Below are 20,358 nucleotides of genomic sequence, written 5' to 3'. Positions count from 1 at the left end.
GTTCGAGACTAGAACGTTGATAGGCAGGGTGTGTAAGCGTTGTGAGGCGCTCAGCTAACCTGTACTAATTGCCCGTGAGGCTTAACCATACAACACCCAAGGGGTTTTACGGACTCCATGAGCACTTGAATGATGTGCTGAGAACACTAGTTAACTTTTTCAGATTGTGATGTATCGCCCCAGGGCGGTAGATAAGAATTTGCCTGGCGACCATAGCGCTGTGGACCCACCTGATCCCATGCCGAACTCAGACGTGAAACGCAGCAGCGCCGATGGTAGTGTGGGGTCTCCCCATGTGAGAGTAGGACATCGCCAGGCTCCCTATTCAGAAAGCAGACTCAGTCTGGTTTCGACCGTGTGGAGCGGTAGTTCAGTTGGTTAGAATACCGGCCTGTCACGCCGGGGGTCGCGGGTTCGAGTCCCGTCCGCTCCGCCACTTATCAGAGAAACCCAGTCAGCAATGGCTGGGTTTTTTGCTGTCTGGCGATTGTAGTGTCTTCCGTTGTTGGTCACAGATGAATCCCTCAGGCTGGTCGCCCCAATAAAAAACTGGGCCTTTCCGCGCCTGTGCGCCCCAAAAGTGCGCTGCATTTTGGTCGCGGGCCGGAATGCCGGCCCATCGAATCTTGGCGCCATCTGTTTATTCTTAAAAAAACACCCAGTCAGTAATGGCTGGGTGTTTGCTATCTGGTATTTATTTTAACTGTAATGAAGCTAGGCTATGTGCCGAGACTCAGGTTGACAGACGCATCACTTGTAACGATAAAATGCTTATTAAGGAGCTCAGTTAAGTGCACTTTGTATTCTTCATTACTGTGATTTCCAAGTAGCTGAGCAATTTCCTGGCCGACAGGAGAAAAGCGGTAATATAGCAAGCTTAAGCCATTTTTAGCCGGCTGGATTTGATAATCATTCCCCTGATAATGAAAAGGCAGTGGTGCACTATTCTGGAGTTTTCCGGACTCTAATTCAGTATTCAATATCAGCCCCATCCCCATTAGCTCCAGCAAATGTGAGTACGGTAAGTGGTAATGTCCCAGGTTGAGCCTGTCGATGGATGATTGCTTAAGAAGCAAGCCTGATCGATATTTGAGACCTGTTAGCAGCTTTTTGCTGTTATCTTGACCGAAATGGCAGGCTAACAAGCAGGCTCGTCGAAATAACTGAGCGTCACGCTGCGTCATCTGCTGGAAGGTTATCATCGCTTTTAGTGAAATAGAGCCAGGATTTATGATCTCTTGACGAAGGATACGGCTCCATAGTTTCTGCATTGAGGGACTGTAGATATCCTGAGCTATGCTAATGAAACGATGGATCCAATCAGGATCAGGCTCTCCTGCTGTTTCATCTGAGCAGTTGTCGTAACAAAGTTTGAAGATACGCTCTAAATTTTGCTGTTGCCGCTTTTCTATATTTTGCTGACGGTTTTCACTGCGTTCTTGTAACGTTTTATCGTGATCTTCGTCTATCTGAGCATTTACATCATTATGGCGGGCAATGGACTGGACCCGAAAGCGGCTACTTTTTATTGAATGCTTTGAATGGCTTTTTTTATCAGTGACCGGTTCGGTATGACTCAGTTCATTTCTAGCCTGACTTTCGGTTTGCATATACGTTTCACTCTAAACAGTTATACCTATTGGTTTTACATTTGATCGTAATCTTTGGCAAGAGGCGTGACTTTTATGTTAATAAATGGTTAAATTCATTGGCCGCCCGGTGTGATGAAGCTGTGCTATCAAGGAGGGGCTGATGACGAAAAAATTCAGTAAGCGATTAACAGAAGTGTTGTTACTACTTGGGTATGTTGTAATTTTGGCTTACCTTGCAGCGCATGTTTAAGGTAAGCCAAAAGACGGTAGGGCTATTTAACCGGCATCGTCGTACTCTTCAATGAGCGTACCGTGGAGCAGGTAACCCGTTTCGGCTAACTCGTGCTCGGTAGTTTGTACATTTAACTTTCCTACAACATATACAACATCCCAGAGTTGCTGAACTGGTGCGCCTTTAGGAAATTTTACGTAAACAATCTGATTGGGTGGTGGTGGTGGTACATGAATACATGCGCCAAAGTAAGGAACCAGCAAAAACTCGGTGATCGTATTTTCGTCCCCTTCTAAAGGGATGACAAAGCCGGGTATTCTGACGTTACTGCCATTCAGTTCCGGACGAACAGACCCTACACGCTTTTGTAAAGCCGCCTGATCGTTTTCATGATCGACCAAAGGCATGCCTTGTTGATCAAATAGCTGGCGTTCTTTTTCCGGGATAAGATCAATCCAGTCCAGAGTGAGTGTTTCCTGTGCGTTGGTCACGAAGGGCATCCAGCAACACAGTAGAATGAGAACAAACTTCATGTTTTCTCCTTAAATTCGAATGGTCATGCCGTCGGCGAGTGACAGTCTGTAAGCACGTAGTGCAGGGATCAGGCTGGTTAGCATACCTGCGCTTAAAATCATCGCCATCAACAGCCATTCATAGGAACTGGGCGTCTGGACCGGCAGGTAGAGTCCGAATGTATCCAGCAGCCAATTGTGACTCAGCACTAACCCACCATAAAGTGTCACCATCCCTGCCAGAATGCCTGTCAGAGTGAGGGCTGTGGTTTCTACAAAGAGAAGCCCGGCTATCCAGCCAGGGCGCGCGCCGGTTGCGCGCAGTATAGCCATTTCTCTGCGTCTTTCATTCAGACTGGTCAGTAAGCTAGATAGCATTCCCAGTAATCCGGCAATGACCACAAACACCGAAACGACCATGAGTGCCTGTTCTGCAATAGACATCATTCCCCACAGTTCATGAAGGGCAATGCCTGGTATGATGGCGCTTAATGGTTCAGCAGGAAAGGTATTGATGTAGCGCTGCAGAGCAAATGTCTGAATTTTAGAGTTCAATCCCAAAAGAGCAGCTGTGATCTGTTTGGGTTGAAAAGCTTGCTGACTCAGGACCGCTCCATCCGGAGTGTGCCCTAAGTTTGCTCCCGATTCCCAACCGATATGAATGGCTTCTATGGCAGCCAGAGAAACATGAACGCTGCGATCAACCGGTGTACCTGTGGGGGCCAGAATACCTGTGACGGTAAAGGGCAAGTTGTCGTGACGTGTGAATTTTTTATCACTGATACCATGGGCAATAATGATTTTATCGCCAATTTGATACCCGAGCTTTCGAGCGACTTCTGCCCCAATCACAGTGTCGAACAGGGATTGAAAGCTGTTGCCTTGCCGAAAGGCCAGGTGCTGCTTCTGACCGAATTGGTAATACCTGAAGTAATCTTCATTAGTGCCAATAACCCGAAACCCGCGGTGTGAATCGCCAAGTGAGATCGGAATGGCCCATTGAACCGCTTTGTGTGCTTTTAATGTCTGGAAACTCTGCCAGTCGATGTTATTAGTGGCATTGCCGATACGAAAGACAGAGTAGAGCAGCAGGTTAACCTGGCCTGAGCGTGCACCGACGATGAGGTCGGTTCCTGAGATGGTATGAGCAAAGCTGGCTTTGGCCTGTGTCCGGATTTTTTCAACCCCCAGTAGTAATGTTGTTGAAATGGCGATAGTCAATACGGTCAGAACAGCTGTTGTCTTTCGGTTTCGCAAACTCTGCCAGGCAAGTAGCATCAATGCTTTCATGTCCGCCTCTCCGATTCGTGATGGTTAAGATCTTTGAGGTTTAAGATGCGATCGAACCCGTTGGTCAGGGTTGGATCGTGACTTACAAAAAGCAGACTGGCTCCGGCTTGTTCACATTCGTCCATCAATAGTTGGATAAAGTGATTACGATTGTCGTGATCCAGCGCTGAGGTTGGCTCATCGGCTATGAGTAATGCCGGGCGTCCTATCAGAGCGCGAGCAGCAGCCACACGTTGCTGTTGTCCGATGCTGAGCTGAGTGACCTGACGCGACAGACAGGACTCAGGTAATTGTAATGACTTCAGGAGTCGCTTCGCCTCTTGTTCTGGATTGTTAGTTTTCTTTTTTCGGAGCGCTGAAAAGCGGCAGGGTAACAACACATTGTCTATCACGGAAAGATAAGGCAACAGATTGAACTGCTGAAAAATATAACCAATATGGTCAGCCCGGCGACGATCCCGTTTTGATGCAGACAGAGCACTGAATGATTCATCCAGAAGCCGGATATCACCTTGTAAGGGTTGGTGAATGCCTGCCATTAAGCTGAGTAAGGTTGATTTTCCGCTGCCGCTTGGTCCCTGAAGAAAGACTTTTTCGCCCTGAGACAATGAGAAAGAGGCGATCTTGATGATATCGTCAGTCTGATCCGGCCAGCGAAAGCGTACCTGATCGAATTGGATTACTGTCATGCTGCTCTCCTAAAAAGGGAGCGATGGCTCCCTCTTTTAACTCATGCTGGCTTAGAAACGAAATTCGGCCTGACTGGCTGTAAGCGTTGCGGCTTGCTGCCCTTGTGCTGTAATCGCTTGCAGCTGAATTTTCTCTGTTGCCGGGAATTGAGAGAACCACTTCAGCGTCAGCGTGCTGAGTTTGTCGATGGTATCGCACTGATAGGTATACTGAATACTGAATTCACCATGCTCACCATGCTCATGACCGCTGTGCTTCCCGTGGTCATGGTGATCGTGTCCTTCATGATGATCATGCTCATCATGCTCATCATGCTCATCATGGTCGTGATCACCGTGTTTCTCATGGTCATGAGTTTCAGCGTGCTCTGACAGGGTGTGTGAAACATGCTGCTCATGAAGCTGACATCCTGCTGCGGCATTTATAGCCAGCAGGTTTTCAGGTCGATTCAGTTTCAGAACGGCGTCTTTAAGCACTTGTTGTTCCGCTTCTGTTTCTGGCGGGTGTTCAAATCCGATGACATCCACAGCGGGTGCAGTGATCTCTAACAGCAGGTCGTTGCCGTCCTGGGCCATATTCAGTTCAACCTGGCCGTGAATATGTGCTTCATGTTGTGTGTATGCCCAGGCTGGCGCGGCGCAGGTGGCAGCCGAAATCAGCAGCCAGGTTGCTGCACGGAAATGTTGAGTTGGCATGTGTTACTCCCAAAAAATGTAAACAGTGAAATAAGGGTGGAACGGTTGGGAGAACACGGGGGGATCCCGGGCAGACGCTTGGGCATTCAGCCAATCGGGAAGGCGGTGTAGATATCGGCCCACTTGGTGGACGGCAGGACGAATGACAGGAAAGTCTATCTGCGCTGGAGGAATATCATTTGCAACAATATGGTGGCAGGGGCAGTCCTGCTCAGAATGCTGCGGCTGACTCAGCATGTCGAGTTTGTGAAGCACCTGAAGGGGAAATGCCAGAATGAACAGGCTGAAGAGCAGCACCAGTAGCCCCTGATGCCAAATCCTGTTGAGCGGGTTACGCACCTTCAAGTCGCTGCCTCACAAAAAGAAAGAGTGTAATGATATATTATTACACTCTTTCCGGGAAGACAGATTACAGCAGAGACTGAATTTTTGACATGGCCTGTTCAATGTCACTGCGGCTTAACTCGCCCTCTTTCACAAACACCACCTTACCCGCCGGATCCAGCACGATAATGGCAGAACTTTCCTCTTTCAGCGCCCAGCGGGAGCGAACCTGGCCTTTGGCATCAAGCACAATCGACGACCAGGCAAATTCCTTTTTACTGTCTTCTGCTGAGGATTTAACGAAACCGCCGGTTCCCCAAATCGCATCATCCTGATTGATAATGGTGGTGGTCTGGTACTTCTCGTGAGGGAGATTGGCGGACTTGATGGTTTCAATAAAAGGGGCATTGAGCTCTTTAGCAGAGCTTCGTCCGGCTATGGCTTGAATTACCCGGACTTTACCGCTTAGCTGGCTGGTTTGCCAAGGCTGATAGACAACCTCGTTGCCTTGCAGGATAAGCTCACCTTTATCAGCAACGCTGGTGCTGGGTAAAGGCTGACCGACTGTAAGATTATGGGCATGAGCCGGTAATGTGAGTGCGGGTAACAATACGCAAAGTGATAGCAGTGACTTCATGTTCATGAATGTTATTCCTTGTTTATGGTTGTGCTGCCTTATAGTAGTTGAGTTTCGGGGAACTGGTAGAACCAGTTTGTTATCCTTGAAGCGTATCACTGTTTTTGCCTGTCAATTGGCAGAAATGTGCGTGGTGAAATACCTCTCTGGCAAAGAAATTGGGCAGGTTGAAGTGTCATGTCCTAAAGTTGGCGTGGCTCTTTTGTCGCGATAAGAACAAAAAATATAACTGGCAAGCGTTTTGCATATTTTTGACACAAGCAAGGCAACTTTTTTGTCTATTAAGGGTCACAGGTTCTGAGTGTTGAGGGATATTATGCTGAAAATATTTAAACAATATCGTCCAAACCAGATTGCACGTTATGTGAAAAGTTACTTTCGGGGCCGGCTGTTCATTGTGGGTATCGGGGCTTTCGAGTTTGACTGCGGACGTTTACTCCCCCCCGCCAGCCGTAATAAAAAAGCATTGAGTGTGTTGTCGGAAGTGAATAAAGAAATTCAGGTGCTGGCTGCCGCCAGTTACAGTAGCTAGCGCCAGAACTGGCCTGACGCTGGCTGAGAGATTTACTGAGGGGGCATGCAAACACCGGTTCCACCCAAGCCGCAGTAACCCTGCGGATTCTTCTCCAGATACTGCTGGTGGTAATCTTCAGCGTAGTAAAACGCAGCGGCAGGTAAGATTTCAGTGGTGATAGTGGCAGCTCGCTGCTCGGCCTGCAGTGCTGACTGGTACCTTTCCTTGCTGCTTTCTGCCTGAGCCTGTTGCTCCTGACTGGTGGTATAGATGACAGAGCGATACTGGGTACCTATGTCATTCCCCTGACGCATGCCCTGTGTTGGGTCATGACTTTCCCAAAACTGAGCAAGTAGCTCATCCAGTGTGGTTTGTGCCGGATCAAAAATCACGCGAACCACTTCAGTATGGCCCGTCTGTCCGGAACACACTTCCTGATAGGTCGGATTGGGGGTAAAGCCGCCACTGTAGCCTACCGCGGTGTTGATGACGCCAGGCTGTTTCCAGAACAGGCGTTCCGCGCCCCAGAAGCATCCCATTCCCAGTACGATTTCTTCCATACCTTCAGGTACAGCAGCATCTAGTCGGGTGCCAAAGATGGCGTGAGTTTCAGTGGGGATCACTGGCGTTGAACGGCCTGGCAGGGCCGCTTCAGGGGAGATCATCTGCTGTTTATCCATGACATGATTTTCCTAATTACACTGTTAATGAGCCAGAAAGTAGAGGATTCGGCACTGACAATCAATAGCCGTGTTACACCTATAACCTAACAGACCGGAAATTTGCTTGATTGTTTTCTTTTACCGGAAAGGTTGGCACTTCGCTCAGCTCTTGTCAGAATAAAGTATGCGCACTATCTAATAACATTCTAATAAGTGAAGACAAATAAGAATGATGACCTTGTTTCGACGCTGTATGTTCACAGTTGTCGCTTTAGTGGTAACCATGCCTGCTGTGGCAGAAACGGAACTTATTGTGACTGGGCTGAAAGGCAGCCTGAAGAAAAATGTGGATATTTATGTTGCTGCCATTCCTAAGGAAGATTACAGCACATCTTTACGGTTCAAAGGTCAGGTTGAAAAAGAAATCCGTACCGCGCTGAAAGCGCTTGGTCGTTACCAGCCTGATATTGTTTTTAGTGTCGACGAAGACGGCGAGGACAGCACTTTGACTGTCACGGTTGATGCCGGCCCGAGCACTAAAATTGCCATAAGTGATATTCAGATCAAGGGCGAAGCCGCTGATGATCTGGATTTTTTTGTTCTCAAACGCGATAGCGATTTAGAACTGGGCAGAACCCTTAACCACGGCAAGTACGATTCATTCAAATCCAGCCTGGAAAGCCTGGCTTTGCGCAAGGGCTATTTTGATGCCGAACTGAAAACCAGCCGGCTGGAAGTGGCGCCTGGCCGTAATCAGGCTTTTATTCACATCGAATTTGATTCCGGAAAACGTTACAAATACGGTGAAATCCTGATCACCGGCAGCCAGATTAACGAAACGAAAGTCCGTTCGTTAGCCCCGTTTGATGAAGGTGACTACTATCTGGTCTCTGACGTGGGGGAGTTTAATCAGCGCCTGTCGAGCGTAGGCTGGTTCTCTTCCATTTTTGTTGGCGGGGATGTGAGCGATCTGCAAGGGGATGTGGTGCCCATTCAGGTCAACCTCAGGCCGGAAGTGAGAAACAAAATCGAAACCGGTATCGGTTATTCGACCGATGTCGGTGCGCGTTTGAAATTCAACTGGCGTAAGCCCTGGATAAACAGTGAAGGCCACAGTCTGGATGTTCGCACTGAGATCTCTAAGGTGCAGCCGAAAGTTGAAGCGACGTATAAAATTCCGCTCGATAATGTGCTGGATGATTACTACAAGCTCATCGGGGCAATTCGCTATGTGGACAATCACGACACTATCAGTACCGAGTACCATCTTGGCGTTGAGCGGCACTGGAACTTTGACCAGGTCTGGAATGGCGTTGCGTCGGTGCGTTTACTGTATGAGGACTACAATCAGGGTGCCTTTGAGACAGGCTCCGCCTTTATGGTTATTCCCGGGGTCAGTATTGACCGCACCCGCTTGCGTGGTGGTAGCTGGCCGACCTGGGGAGATAAGCAACTGCTTAAACTGGAGTATTCCGACCCTGCGCTGGGTTCTGATACCCGTTTGGCAAAACTGCGCGGCCGCAGTGCCTGGATCCGTACTTTTGCTGAAGATCACCGGGGCCTGGCCCGTCTGGACGCCGGGGCCATCTGGGCAGAAAAGATAGAAGATATCCCGCCGTCCATGCGCTTTTTTATCGGTGGGGATAGCAGCTTGCGTGGCTACAGCTACGAGTCCATTTCACCAAGGGACAGCGAGGGGCAGCAGATTGGTGGTGAGTTTATGCTGGCCTCCTCGCTGGAATATCAGTACCGGCTGACCGGCAACTGGTGGGGAGCCCTGTTTTACGATTACGGTTCGTCCTGGACAGACAGCCCGGACTGGCAGGCAGGCGCGGGTGTAGGGATACGCTGGGCATCGCCGGTCGGCCCGATACGGCTCGACTTCGCCTGGGGGCTGGACAAACCTGATGATCGTTTCCAAATTCACTTCGTGCTGGGGCCTGAATTATGATCTGGTTGAAGAGATTGATGATTGGCCTGCTGACGTTTGTGTTACTGCTGACACTGGCGCTCTGGGCACTGTTATATACCCATGCCGGGGTTCGCCTCGCCCTGTGGGGGGCCCAGACGGCCGTGCCTGCACTGACAGTGCAAGACAGCAACGGCGCCCTGCTGAAAGGATTTACACTCCTCGGTGTCCGTTACAAGGACGATTTGCTGGAGCTTAATAGCGACAGTCTCACACTGGTTATCAATGATGATTGTCTGCCTATTCCGGCACTGTGCGTGCAAGAACTGAGTCTGAGTGGTTTGACATTCTCCATGCCAGAGCTGCCTCCCAGTGAACCGGACGAAGAAGAGCCGGGAGAGCCGTTAACAGAAATTGCGTTGCCGGTCCCAGTCCGGCTGGATCGTTTAACGCTGAATGACATTGATCTGAATATTCTGGGTAATAAAGTGCGCTGGCAGCGTTTCAGCTCGGCTGCCCAGATGCAGGGTAGCCACTTAACCCTGAAACCCACAGACTGGAAAGGTATAGTCCTGAATCTGACGCCGCCTGCAGAGAAAGAGATACAGGAACAGACTGAAGATCAGGCAGAAGACGTTGCAGAGGCTTATAGTCAGGAAAAGCAAGAGCGTATCGTACTGCCTGAGGTGGTGTTACCGCTGAAAGTGACTGTGGAACGTTTTACCGTGAAAGACTTTTTGCTGGAAGGGGCGACCCCGCAAAAAGTGAATGAACTGGAGTTAATCGCAGAAGCAGAAAACAGTAAGGTCACACTGACCCGCTTGTTTGTTGATGTGCCGCAAGCCACACTCGATGCCGAAGGAGAAGCTGAGCTAAGTGGTGAGTACCCACTGACATTAAAGGCGAAATCTGACATTGCGATGGAGCCGGTGCAGGGACATCACATTGATCTCTCGGCGTCAGGGTCATTGCAGCAACTGATGCTGGATGTTGCACTCAGTGGAAAGCTGGATGCCAAGGTGACGGGAAAGCTGTCTCCGCTGGATGCCGATCTGCCTTTTGACTTCAAGGTGGTGAGTAATAACTTACAGTGGCCGTTAGATGACAAGCCTGATTTTGTTGCGAAAGAGACGGTTATCAATGCAAAAGGAAATTTAGACAGTTTTACTTTTGACGCCGCAACCAAAGCAGACGGTGAGCCTATGCCGGCCGTTGATGTCAGCCTGAAGGGAGCAGGATCCCTGACTGATGTTGTACTGGAAAGCCTGACCGTTAACAGTCTGGGTGGTCAGGTTACGGGCAACGCTCAGGCGAGCTGGGCAAAGACGGTGAGCTGGCAGGGCAACCTCTCGTTTAGCGATATTCAGCCCGGACTGGAATGGCCCGCCGCGGAAGGTAAGCTGAGTGGCAAGCTTAGCACCTCAGGCGGATTAACGGCGGCTGGTGGCTGGTTCGTTAAATTGCCTGAGCTGAACGTCGATGGTGAAGTGATAGGTCAGCCTTTTACGCTGGCCGGTCAGCTTGATGCTCAGGATGCAGGCGGGAAAGGAGATCTGGAACTGGTTACCCAGGGACTGGTTCTTAAGCACGGACCTAACGGGCTGAATGCGAAAGGGAGCCTGAAGCAAACCTGGGATCTGTCTGCATTGGTGAATGCGCCGGATCTCGCTCAGTCTGTGCCCGGTTTACGCGGCAGAGTAAACGGCGACTTACGCTTAAGCGGCACGCTGGCTGAGCCAACGATAGATCTGAATTTAGTGGGGCAGGCACTGGGCTGGCAGGATTTGGCACAATTAAAAAGTCTTAACCTGAAAGGCCGTGTGACACCACTGCCTGCACTGACAGCCGATATCACGCTGAGTGCCAGAGAAGGCAGTTATCAGGATGCGGCCAAGCTGGAAGCCCTGGACATCACATTTAAGGGAACTGAAGCCCAGCATACACTCCGTCTTGATCTGAAGGGTGAGCCTGTGAGCACAGCGCTCGCTTTACAAGGCAGTCTGGACAGACAGCAGGGTTGGCAGGGGATGCTGCAACGCGGCAATCTTGAAACTCCCGTTGGCCTGTGGCAGCTTAATCAGCCTACAGCGTTGGCATACAGTTTGAGTAAGCAGAGCGTCTCTGTCGCCCCGCATTGCTGGCAGCAAAAAGACGCCTCTGTGTGTCTGACTCAGCCTTTGGATGCCGGCGCGAGTGGGCAGGCGAGCCTTGCTATCAATAAACTCGGTTTTTCCATCCTGCAGCCGTTCCTGCCGCCAGAGATAAAACTGGATGGTGAAGCCAATGCCACAGCCAACGTCGGCTGGTCGCCGCAACAAGCGCCTGTGTTGCAGGTTCAGGTCAGGTTGCCTGCCGGCGGATTCCGACAGCAGGCGGCGGCAGATCAGCCACCACTGGCGATAGGCTGGGATCAGATCACCCTCAATGCTGACATGCGTGATGACGTGCTCACGACAGACTGGCTGGTGGCGTTTAAAGATAACGGGGATTTGTCGGGCAACGCCCGAATTACCCAGCTATCAGGTGAACAGCAGATAGAGGCCAAAGTGAAGCTGGATACGTTCCGGCTGGATTTTCTGCAACCTCTGGTCGCCGATTACGACATTTTTAAAGGCCGGGTGGATACGGATTTGCTTTTAACCGGGCCGATTATGCAGCCTCAGGTGAATGGTGTATTTAAAATCACCGAGCTCAAAGCGATTGGCAGAAAAGTCCCGCTGGATCTTGAACGAGGCGAGGTTGTCGCTACCTTCAGTGGCTACAGTGCCATTTTGCGCGGCAAGCTCGATACCCCTGATGGTCGCCTTGTGCTGCAGGGGGATGCGAACTGGGCCGATATGGCCAACTGGAGTGCCAACCTGAAGGTGAACGGGCGTGAGCTTGAAGTGAATGTGCCACCTATGATTGCCATGAAGGTGTCGCCTAACCTGAAGATCAGTGCGGCCCCCCAGGTGGCTGAAATCAGCGGCACAGTTTCCATTCCATGGGGCCGGATCACGGTAGACCGTTTACCGGAATCTGCGGTACAGGTTTCTGACGATGAAATTCTGCTGACCGATGATCTCAAGCCGGTGGATACCGGTAATAAAGTTCCCTTTGCCATCAAAACCAATGTGATGGTGAAGATTGGCCCGGATGTGCGTTTATCGGCTTTTGGTCTGGATGCCGGACTGTCAGGGAATCTGAAAGTCAATCAGCAGGACAAAGCCCCGCTAGTCTATGGCGAAATCCGGGTCGATGACGGAACTTACCGGGCCTTTGGCCAGGAGTTGGTGATTCGCAGAGGCCAGATAACCTTCAATGGGCCAGCAGATCAGCCTTATTTGTCGGTGGAAGCGATCCGCAATCCGAATAACATTGAAGACGATGTGACAGCCGGTATTCGGGTAACAGGTCCGGCCGATGGTCCTAAGGTGGATATTTTCTCAGATCCGGCTATGCCACAGCAGAATGCGCTGTCATACGTGTTACGTGGCCGGGATCTCGACAGTGAATCGCCGGAAGGGGGCGGTGCGATGACCACAGCGCTGATCAGCATGGGCCTGTCGCGCAGCAGTCAGCTGGTCGGTAATGTCGGCGAGGCTTTCGGTATACAGGATTTGGCACTCGATACTGCAGGCGCGGGTGATGACTCTCAGGTCACTATTAGTGGTTATGTCTATCCGGGGCTGCAGGTAAAATACGGTGTGGGTATCTTTAGCCCCATTGGTGAGTTTACCGTCAGGTACAAGCTGCTGCAGGATTTGTATATCGAAGCGGTCTCGGGCCTCGACAGTGCCGTCGATTTACTGTATCAGTTTGAGTTTAACTAATAAGGATGTTACTAGCAGTGCACACTCGGGTTTTTGTTTACGGCAGTTTGCGTCGCGGCCAGTCTAATCATGGGTTGCTGTCCCGGGCCCGTTATTTGGGAGAGTGCCAGCTTGCAGGTTACGTCATGTATGATCTCGGACCTTACCCTGCAGCAATAAAACAGCCTGGGGCTGAGGGCATGCTGTTTGGCGAAGTGTATGACGTGGATGCAGACACTTTCCGTGAACTCGATATCCTGGAAGGACTGGGAGAGGAATACTGCCGTGAGCAAGTGGAGACACCGTTCGGACTGGCTTGGGTTTATCTTTACCTGCAGCCGCTTGACTGCGCCCTGCTAATCCCGCAGGGAGACTGGTCGAGCAGGTCTCCACTGTGATGGATTCGCCGACAAAAAACGCTCCCGAGGGAGCGTTTTTTTCTGAGCGGCAATAACGCCGGATTATTTTTCTTGGGCGCGCTTGTAAGATTCCAGGATTTCAGCTTTAGCCGCTTCAACGTCAGCCCAGCCGTCTACTTTCACCCACTTGCCCGATTCCAGCTCTTTGTAACGCTCGAAGAAATGAGTGATTTGCGCTTTCAGCAGCTCAGGCAGATCGTTCACATCTTTGATGTGGTCGTATTCTTTGGTCAGCTTGCTGTGCGGTACTGCAACCACTTTCGCATCTTCACCTGACTCATCAGTCATCTTCAGAACGCCAACCGGACGACAACGGATCACGGCACCCGGGTGCAGCGGGTAAGGTGTCGGAACCAGAACGTCAACCGGGTCACCGTCCAGAGACAGAGTGTGGTTAACATAGCCATAGTTGCATGGGTAGAACATAGGCGCAGACATGAAACGGTCTACGAATACCGCGCCAGAGTCTTTATCGACTTCGTATTTGATTGGATCAGCGTTTGCCGGGATTTCGATGACAACGTAGATGTCTTCTGGCAGTTCTTTACCTGCAGGGACGTTGTTCAGGCTCATGATGAATTCCTTAATAGTTTCAGATGATTTTGTCGCCGGGAATTATAACCAGTCGCTGTGAAAAAAACAGCTTCTAACACCAAGAGGGAGAGATGCGGGGTCAGACAGGAAAAATGCCCGGTGCTGTGACCGGGCATAACAAGGGATTACTCGGCGTCCGGGAAGGCTTCCAGGAAGCTTTCTACTTTGCGAACCATTTTGGTTGAGCCGACAAAGAAAGGTACGCGCTGGTGCAGTTCAGTCGGTTTGATTTCCATGATGCGATTTTTACCGTCAGAGGCAATACCGCCCGCCTGCTCGATCAAAAACGCCATCGGGTTGCACTCGTACAACAAGCGCAGCTTACCGTTGGGGTGGGTCGCTGTGCTTGGATACAGATAAATACCGCCTTTTAGCAGGTTGCGGTGGAAATCGGCAACCAGAGAGCCAATATAGCGCGAGGTATAAGGGCGGTTATCTTCCGGCACGTTTTCCTGACAAAACTTGATGTACTTTTTCACGCCTTGCGGGAAGCGGAAATAGTTACCTTCATTGATGGAGTAGATTTGGCCATCATCCGGGATCGTCATATTTTCATGCGACAGGCAAAATACCCCCAGTGACGGGTCATAGGTGAAACCATGAACGCCGTTGCCTGTGGTGTACACCAGCATGGTGGATGAACCATAAATGATGTAGCCCGCCGCTACCTGTTTGTCGCCAGGCTGCAGGAAATCTTCGATCTCGGCCGGGCCGCCAACCGGGGTAACGCGGCGGTAAATGGAGAAAATCGTCCCGACGGAAACGTTTACGTCAATATTCGAAGAACCATCCAGTGGGTCCATCAATACTACGTACTTTGCTTCGCGGTTCAGTTCTTTATTGAATACCACGAGTTCATCTTCTTCTTCGCTGGCCACACCGCAGACCTGACCGCGGGCTTCCAGTGCAGCTTTGAATTTCTCGTTGGCATACACATCAAGTTTCTTTTGGGCTTCACCTTGGACATTCTCGCTGCCAACGTCACCGATGATATCAACCAAGCCGGCTTTGTTGATTTCACGGTTGACGATTTTGGCCGCCAGTTTAATGGAACCCAATAGAGAAGACAGTTCACCGCTGGCATGGGGGAAGTCATGCTGATTCTCGACAATGAACTCGCCAAGGGTTCTAATATCGGACATATACAATCCTTGCATCGTGTTGTCATGGGGGGATAAATATTCGGTACAATGCCTCTTTTCGGGCAATTGAACTGTACCCTTGGCCATTGGCCAGTTATTGTTTGATGCAATTGTATCTAAAGATCTTTTTTATGGTAACGAAGTAACACTGAAGCGTGGTCGTGACCAATATTTATTTTATGAGCTGACAGTTATGCATATCCATATTCTCGGAATTTGCGGCACTTTTATGGGCGGAGCCGCCATGTTGGCCAAGCAGCTTGGCCATAGAGTGACCGGCAGCGATGCCAATGTCTATCCGCCTATGAGCACAATGCTGGAGTCTCAAGGTATTGAAATTATTCAGGGATATGATCCTTCTCAGCTGGAGCCCGCACCGGACTTGGTGGTGATTGGCAATGCCATGAGCCGGGGAAATCCATGCGTTGAGTATGTGCTGAATAAAAATCTGCGTTATACCTCCGGCCCGCAATGGCTTCAGGAATTTTTGTTACATGACCGCTGGGTACTGGCGGTTGCGGGGACCCATGGTAAGACCACGACAGCCAGTATGCTGACCTGGATTCTGGAAGACTGCGGTTACCAGCCCGGTTTTCTGGTGGGCGGCGTACTGGGAAACTTCGGTGTTTCCGCACGCTTAGGCGAGAGTTGCTTCTTTGTGGTTGAAGCGGACGAATACGACAGTGCTTTTTTCGATAAGCGTTCTAAGTTTGTTCATTATCGACCACGTACTTTGTTAATGAACAATCTGGAGTTCGATCACGCCGATATTTTTTCGGATCTGGCCGCCATTCAGCGCCAGTTTCATCATCTGGTCCGCACTGTGCCGGGCGAAGGCAAGATTTTGGCTCCTCACGGCGTGCCTGCCATTGATGAAACGCTGGCGATGGGGTGTTGGAGCGAGCTGGAATACAGTGGTGAAAACGGTGACTGGCAAGCGAAAAAACATCAGCCGGACGGCAGTGAATTTGATGTCATTTTTGGCGGTAAAACCGTGGGCACTGTGCGTTGGGATCTGATAGGGGATCACAACGTCAGCAACGCTCTGATGGCAATCGCCGCCGCGCGGCATGTGGGGGTGATCCCAGAACTGGCTTGCGAGGCACTGGCGCGCTTTGTCAATACCAAGCGCCGGCTGGAGCTGAAAGGGGAGCAGAATGGCGTTAAAGTGTATGACGATTTCGCCCATCACCCGACAGCTGTTGAACTGACTTTGGGCGGCTTGCGCGCTAAGGTTGGTGATGCACGCATCCTGGCGGTGCTGGAGCCGCGCTCGAACACCATGAAACTGGGCGTGCATAAAGCCGATTTAGCCCCGGCACTGGCAGCGGCGGATGAGGTTTTCCTGTTCCAGCCCGACACAATTCCCTGGTCGGTACAGGAGATCGCTGATCTTTGTCCGCAACCTGCGGTGTGTGACGCCGATATTGATGCACTGGTCGGGCACATAGTGGCTGCCGCCCGCCCTGGCGATACTATCCTGGTGATGAGTAATGGCGGCTTTGGCGGTATTCATGACAAGCTGCTTGCCGCTCTGGCACAGGGAGACAAAAATGCAGGATAAGCGTATTACACTGGCCTGGACAGGGGCATCCGGTGCCCCTTACGGACTGCGTTTGCTGGAGTGCCTGCTCGCAGCGGATTATCAGGTTTACTTATTGATTTCATCCGCAGCGCGTGTGGTTCTGGCTACCGAACACGGCCTGAAACTGCCTGCGGGTCCTGAAGCGGCACAGGCCGCTCTGGCGGAGCACCTGAATTACCGGGGTGATAAGCTGACGGTTTGCGGCAAGGAAGACTGGTTTTCTCCGGTGGCGTCTGGCTCTGCCGCTCCGAAAAAAATGGTGGTCTGCCCGTGTTCCGCGGGCACACTGGCCTCGGTGGCTCACGGTCTGTCGGATAATCTGCTGGAACGCGCCGCAGATGTGGTGCTCAAAGAGCGCGGTCAGTTGCTGATGGTGGTCAGGGAAACCCCATTTTCTTCCCTGCATCTGGAAAACATGCTCAAGCTCTCTAACCTGGGGGCGACCATCATGCCAGCCGCCCCTGGCTTTTATCATCAGCCCAAGTCCATCGATGATCTGGTCGATTTCATGGTGGCGCGCATACTGGATCACCTTGGCGTTGAGCAAGGACTGGTTCCGCGTTGGGGCTATGATCATCGCCCGTCCTGAATCATAAACCCGGTGGTTTAATTATCAGGATATTGCCGGGCGCATTTTCCACCACTTTAGCCGCCACTGAGCCCAGTACCAGTTTATCTATCGTGGATCGCTGGTGGCTGGGCATAATGATGAGATCGGCTTTCACCTGGCGGGCGTGATCCACTATGGTGGACCAGACTTTCCCTTCCGACACGGTTTCTATATGGCGGATATCGCCGGGAATATGTTGTTCGGCGAAATGTTTCAGTCTTTGCTGGGTGTCCTGCAGCATTTTACGCGCGGCATCTTTGGGAAAGTAGCTGGAAACTAAAGCCATATGAATACCCGGCAGGACGTTGAGCAAGTGCACAACAGCATCTGATTGTCGGGCATGCCAGACGGCAAGCTCAACCGCTTTATCACCAAAGCCGTCCTCATTAAGATCGACAGGCACCAGAATGTGGGTGTACATGGCATCCTCTCTGTCAGGCAGCCACAGGCCCGTGTTGGCTCCTGTGGCTGAATTACTGTGCTGACTAGAGTTTAGTCCTGTTCCGCATTTTTGTGTGTGTCACCTTTGACGACGGCATCAAGTTTGGCTTTTCGCCGCTGATTCCAGCCCAGTAAGGCCAGCAAAGCCAGCGTTGGTACGAATACCCACTCCTTCATTGGCCGGGCGGCTGGCAGGCTGACAGTGACAATTTCCCAGCCAAAATCAATACCTGCCTGCTCGGCCGGGCTGCCAAATTCAACCAGTTCAACCATCATCTTCTCGCCTTCCTGCTTGAGCATCAGACCGGTTGAGGCAATTTTTTCATTCGGATCAACCGCATCCTTATCAAACGGCAGCAGCACGTGCTTGGTCACTTCATCGCCCAGCAAATCCATTCCCGTTGCCTGCACTTCCAGAGGCTCACCAATAGCCAGTTTATCGGCAGCATCAACGATCAGGGTGCCCGGCATTTCGTGTTTGGGCGGATAGACCATGTCCCACCAGAAACCAGGGCGGAACAATGAGAAAGTGATCAACAGCAGCAGAATGCTTTCCCACCATTTTACTTTGGTAAACCACCATCCCTGGGTTGCCGAAGAGAAGGTCAGCATGGCAATAACAGCGGATGCCACGGTCAGAAACAGGTGCCACCAGGTATCAATGTCCATCAGCAAAAGCTGAGTATTGAAAATGAACATGAAGGGCAGAATGGCGGTCCGGATATCATAGGTGAACCCCTGAATACCGGTACGGATAGGATCGCTTTTCGCAATCGCGGCGGCAGCAAACGCAGCCAGGCCGACCGGCGGGGTATCATCGGCCAGAATACCGAAATAGAACACGAACAGATGCACGGCCAGCAGCGGAATGATCAGGCCATTTTCAGCTCCCAGGGTGACAATAACCGGCGCCATCAGGGTCGAGACCACTATGTAGTTCGCCGTGGTGGGCAGCCCCATACCAAGGATCAGGCTGATCACCGCGGTAAACAGCAGCATCAGCATGATGTTACCGCCCGAGATGAACTCGACGAAGTCGGTCATCACAAGGCCAACGCCCGTCAGCGTCACCACGCCAACAATAATACCGGCCGCGGCAGTGGCGACACCGATACCTATCATATTACGCCCGCCGGTGACCAGACTTTCCAGCAGATCGTGCCAGCCCTGTTTACCTGCCTCTATCAGCGTCTGCTCTTTGGTAAAGATTGCCATGAGCGGACGCTGGGTCAGCAGGATGAAAATCATAAACACCGTTGCCCAGAAAGCCGATAAGCCCGGCGAGAAACGCTCAACGGTCAGACACCAGACCAGCACAACGATGGGCAGCAGGAAGTACAAACCGGATTTCACTGTGGGACCGGGATCCGGTACTTCGGTCAGTTCCTGATCCGGATCTTCCAGCAGATGATCCCGATAGTTGGCCGCCAGACGCACCAGGGCGATATAAGCGATCAGGATCACTACCGCGATAATAGGTGTCGCGGCGGCGCCAAATACATCTTTGGTCCAGCCGATGCCGTAATAGACTATGGCACTGAGCACCATGAGGCCGACTATGGTACCAACAAAAGAGGTCAGCTTTTGCGCCAGGGTAGGCTGATAATGGCGGGGCAAGCCTGACATGCCGGCTTTACAAGCTTCCAAATGGACGATGTAAAGCAGGGCAATATAGGAGATCAGGGCCGGCAGTATGGCCGCCTTAATTACTTCGACGTAAGAGACACCGACATATTCCACCATCAAAAATGCTGCAGCCCCCATGATGGGCGGCGTGAGCTGGCCGTTGGTCGAGGCTGCTACCTCAACAGCCCCGGCTTTGTAGCCAGGAAAGCCGACCCGTTTCATCAGCGGGATAGTAAAGGTACCTGTCGTGACCACGTTGGCAATGGACGAGCCGGATACCAGGCCGGATAAACCGGATGCGACCACGGCTGCTTTTGCCGGACCACCGCGCATATGACCAAGTAACGAAAAGGCAACTTTGATGAAATAGGCGCCTGCACCTGCCCGTTCGAGCATCGAGCCAAACAGTACGAACAGGAAAACAAAGGCGGTAGAAACGCCCAGCGCCACCCCGAAGACGCCTTCAGTGGTCAGCCATAAGTGCGACATCGCTTTGTTAAGGCTGGCACCTTTGTGTGCAATGACATCCGGCATGTAAGGGCCGGCAAAGGTGTACAGCAGGAAAACAGAGGCAACCACCATCAGCGGAGGGCCCAGTGCCCGTCGTGTGGCTTCCAGAAGCAACAGCATGCCTACCACCGAAGTGACGACATCCAGCGTGGTCGGAGCGCCAGAACGGCCAGACAGTGCTTCGTAAAACAGGTAGATATAGGCGGCAGAAAAACTGGCCAGCAGCGCAAGAATCCAATCTTGCAGGGGAATGTGATCCCTGGGGGAGCCCTTCAGGGCAGGGAAGGCAGTAAAGGCCAAAAAAATGGCAAATGCCAAATGGATAGCACGCGCTTCGGTATCGTTGAAGATGCCAATATCAAAGATAAAAGGGAGGGGGGAGGCATACCAAAGCTGGAATAATGACCAGCAAAGAGCGACAACCCACAGAATTTGCCCCTGTAACCCTTGGGGGCTACGTGCGCCGGTATCCGCCTGTGCCACCATGTCCTGGACATCGTCATGGTTGGTTTTTGTCATGCTACTTCCTTATTTCAGGAGCGATCCGTAATTAACTGTTTGAGGTTTCAGTTTTTATTGTAGT

At 51.5% G+C, this 20,358-nt stretch carries 18 protein-coding genes, 1 tRNA gene and 2 rRNA genes; 9 read left to right on the top strand and 12 right to left on the bottom strand.

All coding sequences use genetic code 11. The features are described from left to right. From D6M16_RS11015 to D6M16_RS11005, 3 genes are all read left to right on the top strand, one after another. Positions 1–89 (top strand): 23S ribosomal RNA (locus D6M16_RS11015); the annotation flags it as partial. 113 nt (positions 90–202) lie between these two features. Beyond that, a 5S ribosomal RNA gene (gene rrf, locus D6M16_RS11010) occupies positions 203–318 on the top strand. A gap of 41 nt (positions 319–359) precedes the next feature. Continuing rightward, positions 360–436 (top strand) — tRNA-Asp (locus tag D6M16_RS11005). A 283-nt stretch (positions 437–719) separates the two neighbouring features. Here the strand turns inward: D6M16_RS11005 and D6M16_RS11000 are convergent. The 7 genes from D6M16_RS11000 to D6M16_RS10975 form a co-directional block, all read right to left on the bottom strand. Continuing rightward, positions 720–1,610 (bottom strand): TIGR03899 family protein, encoded by an 891-nt coding sequence (locus D6M16_RS11000; RefSeq protein WP_120511812.1) that lies wholly within the window; start codon positions 1,608–1,610, stop codon positions 720–722. 258 nt (positions 1,611–1,868) lie between these two features. After that, the gene (locus tag D6M16_RS10995; RefSeq protein WP_120511811.1) at positions 1,869–2,357 is read right to left on the bottom strand and encodes a DUF3299 domain-containing protein; all 489 of its coding nucleotides are present in this window, start codon (positions 2,355–2,357) and stop codon (positions 1,869–1,871) included. 9 nt (positions 2,358–2,366) lie between these two features. Continuing rightward, positions 2,367–3,626, bottom strand: a complete 1,260-nt coding sequence (locus D6M16_RS10990; RefSeq protein WP_120511810.1) for an ABC transporter permease — start codon at positions 3,624–3,626, stop codon at positions 2,367–2,369. Then, positions 3,623–4,315, bottom strand: a complete 693-nt coding sequence (locus D6M16_RS10985) for an ABC transporter ATP-binding protein (protein ID WP_120511809.1) — start codon at positions 4,313–4,315, stop codon at positions 3,623–3,625. The genes D6M16_RS10990 and D6M16_RS10985 overlap by 4 nt, the downstream gene beginning before the upstream one ends. Before the next feature lie 51 nt (positions 4,316–4,366). Then, positions 4,367–5,011 carry a zinc uptake protein ZrgA gene (gene zrgA, locus D6M16_RS10980; RefSeq protein ID WP_120511808.1) on the bottom strand — a complete coding sequence of 215 codons (645 nt, stop codon included), beginning with the start codon at positions 5,009–5,011 and terminating at the stop codon, positions 4,367–4,369. A gap of 3 nt (positions 5,012–5,014) precedes the next feature. Further along, complete coding sequence (locus D6M16_RS22210; protein ID WP_162940979.1) at positions 5,015–5,356, bottom strand: hypothetical protein; 342 nt, start codon at positions 5,354–5,356, stop codon at positions 5,015–5,017. A gap of 64 nt (positions 5,357–5,420) precedes the next feature. Continuing rightward, positions 5,421–5,978 carry a YtfJ family protein gene (locus D6M16_RS10975; protein ID WP_205576849.1) on the bottom strand — a complete coding sequence of 186 codons (558 nt, stop codon included), beginning with the start codon at positions 5,976–5,978 and terminating at the stop codon, positions 5,421–5,423. Positions 5,979–6,288: 310 nt separating this feature from the next. On the opposite strand from D6M16_RS10975, the gene D6M16_RS10970 reads away from it, so the two are divergent. Next, positions 6,289–6,504: a DUF1107 domain-containing protein gene (locus D6M16_RS10970; protein ID WP_027251828.1), complete on the top strand. Its 216-nt coding sequence runs from the start codon at positions 6,289–6,291 to the stop codon at positions 6,502–6,504. A gap of 32 nt (positions 6,505–6,536) precedes the next feature. Here the strand turns inward: D6M16_RS10970 and msrA are convergent, their stop codons facing one another. Next, positions 6,537–7,166, bottom strand: coding sequence for a peptide-methionine (S)-S-oxide reductase MsrA (gene msrA / locus D6M16_RS10965; RefSeq protein WP_120511807.1), 630 nt, complete (start codon positions 7,164–7,166; stop codon positions 6,537–6,539). A gap of 211 nt (positions 7,167–7,377) precedes the next feature. Here msrA and tamA point away from each other — a divergent pair, with 211 nt between their 5' ends. From tamA to D6M16_RS10950, 3 genes are read left to right on the top strand one after another with little or no spacing between them, the layout of a single operon-like run. Beyond that, complete coding sequence (gene tamA, locus D6M16_RS10960; RefSeq protein WP_120511806.1) at positions 7,378–9,099, top strand: autotransporter assembly complex protein TamA; 1,722 nt, start codon at positions 7,378–7,380, stop codon at positions 9,097–9,099. Beyond that, positions 9,096–12,869, top strand: coding sequence for an autotransporter assembly complex protein TamB (gene tamB, locus D6M16_RS10955; RefSeq protein WP_120511805.1), 3,774 nt, complete (start codon positions 9,096–9,098; stop codon positions 12,867–12,869). The genes tamA and tamB overlap by 4 nt, the downstream gene beginning before the upstream one ends. 17 nt (positions 12,870–12,886) lie before the next feature. After that, a complete protein-coding gene (locus tag D6M16_RS10950) occupies positions 12,887–13,246 on the top strand; it encodes a gamma-glutamylcyclotransferase family protein (RefSeq protein ID WP_120511804.1) in 360 nt (119 codons plus the stop codon). Positions 13,247–13,309: 63 nt separating this feature from the next. Here D6M16_RS10950 and ppa read toward each other — a convergent pair whose 3' ends face one another. Next, a complete protein-coding gene (gene ppa, locus D6M16_RS10945; RefSeq protein ID WP_027251823.1) occupies positions 13,310–13,840 on the bottom strand; it encodes an inorganic diphosphatase in 531 nt (176 codons plus the stop codon). A gap of 146 nt (positions 13,841–13,986) precedes the next feature. Further along, positions 13,987–15,003 (bottom strand): class 1 fructose-bisphosphatase, encoded by a 1,017-nt coding sequence (gene fbp / locus D6M16_RS10940; RefSeq protein ID WP_120511803.1) that lies wholly within the window; start codon positions 15,001–15,003, stop codon positions 13,987–13,989. 193 nt (positions 15,004–15,196) lie between these two features. On the opposite strand from fbp, the gene mpl reads away from it, so the two are divergent. Both mpl and D6M16_RS10930 read left to right on the top strand, forming a co-directional pair. After that, positions 15,197–16,567, top strand: coding sequence for a UDP-N-acetylmuramate:L-alanyl-gamma-D-glutamyl-meso-diaminopimelate ligase (gene mpl, locus D6M16_RS10935; protein WP_120511968.1), 1,371 nt, complete (start codon positions 15,197–15,199; stop codon positions 16,565–16,567). Beyond that, entirely contained in the window at positions 16,557–17,177 is a 621-nt protein-coding gene (locus D6M16_RS10930) for a flavin prenyltransferase UbiX (protein ID WP_120511802.1), read from the top strand. Before mpl ends, D6M16_RS10930 begins: the two co-directional genes overlap by 11 nt. Before the next feature lies 1 nt (position 17,178). Here the strand turns inward: D6M16_RS10930 and D6M16_RS10925 are convergent, their stop codons facing one another. Then, positions 17,179–17,619, bottom strand: a complete 441-nt coding sequence (locus D6M16_RS10925; protein WP_120511801.1) for a universal stress protein — start codon at positions 17,617–17,619, stop codon at positions 17,179–17,181. A gap of 71 nt (positions 17,620–17,690) precedes the next feature. Beyond that, positions 17,691–20,294 (bottom strand): TRAP transporter permease, encoded by a 2,604-nt coding sequence (locus D6M16_RS10920; RefSeq protein WP_120511800.1) that lies wholly within the window; start codon positions 20,292–20,294, stop codon positions 17,691–17,693. Between the last annotated feature and the right edge of the window lie 64 nt (positions 20,295–20,358).

Origin of the sequence: Photobacterium salinisoli (assembly GCF_003614885.1) — a bacterium.
Taxonomy (GTDB): domain Bacteria; phylum Pseudomonadota; class Gammaproteobacteria; order Enterobacterales; family Vibrionaceae; genus Photobacterium; species Photobacterium salinisoli.
Note: the sequence above shows the minus strand (reverse complement) of the source record. Positions and strands in the feature narration are given on the sequence as shown.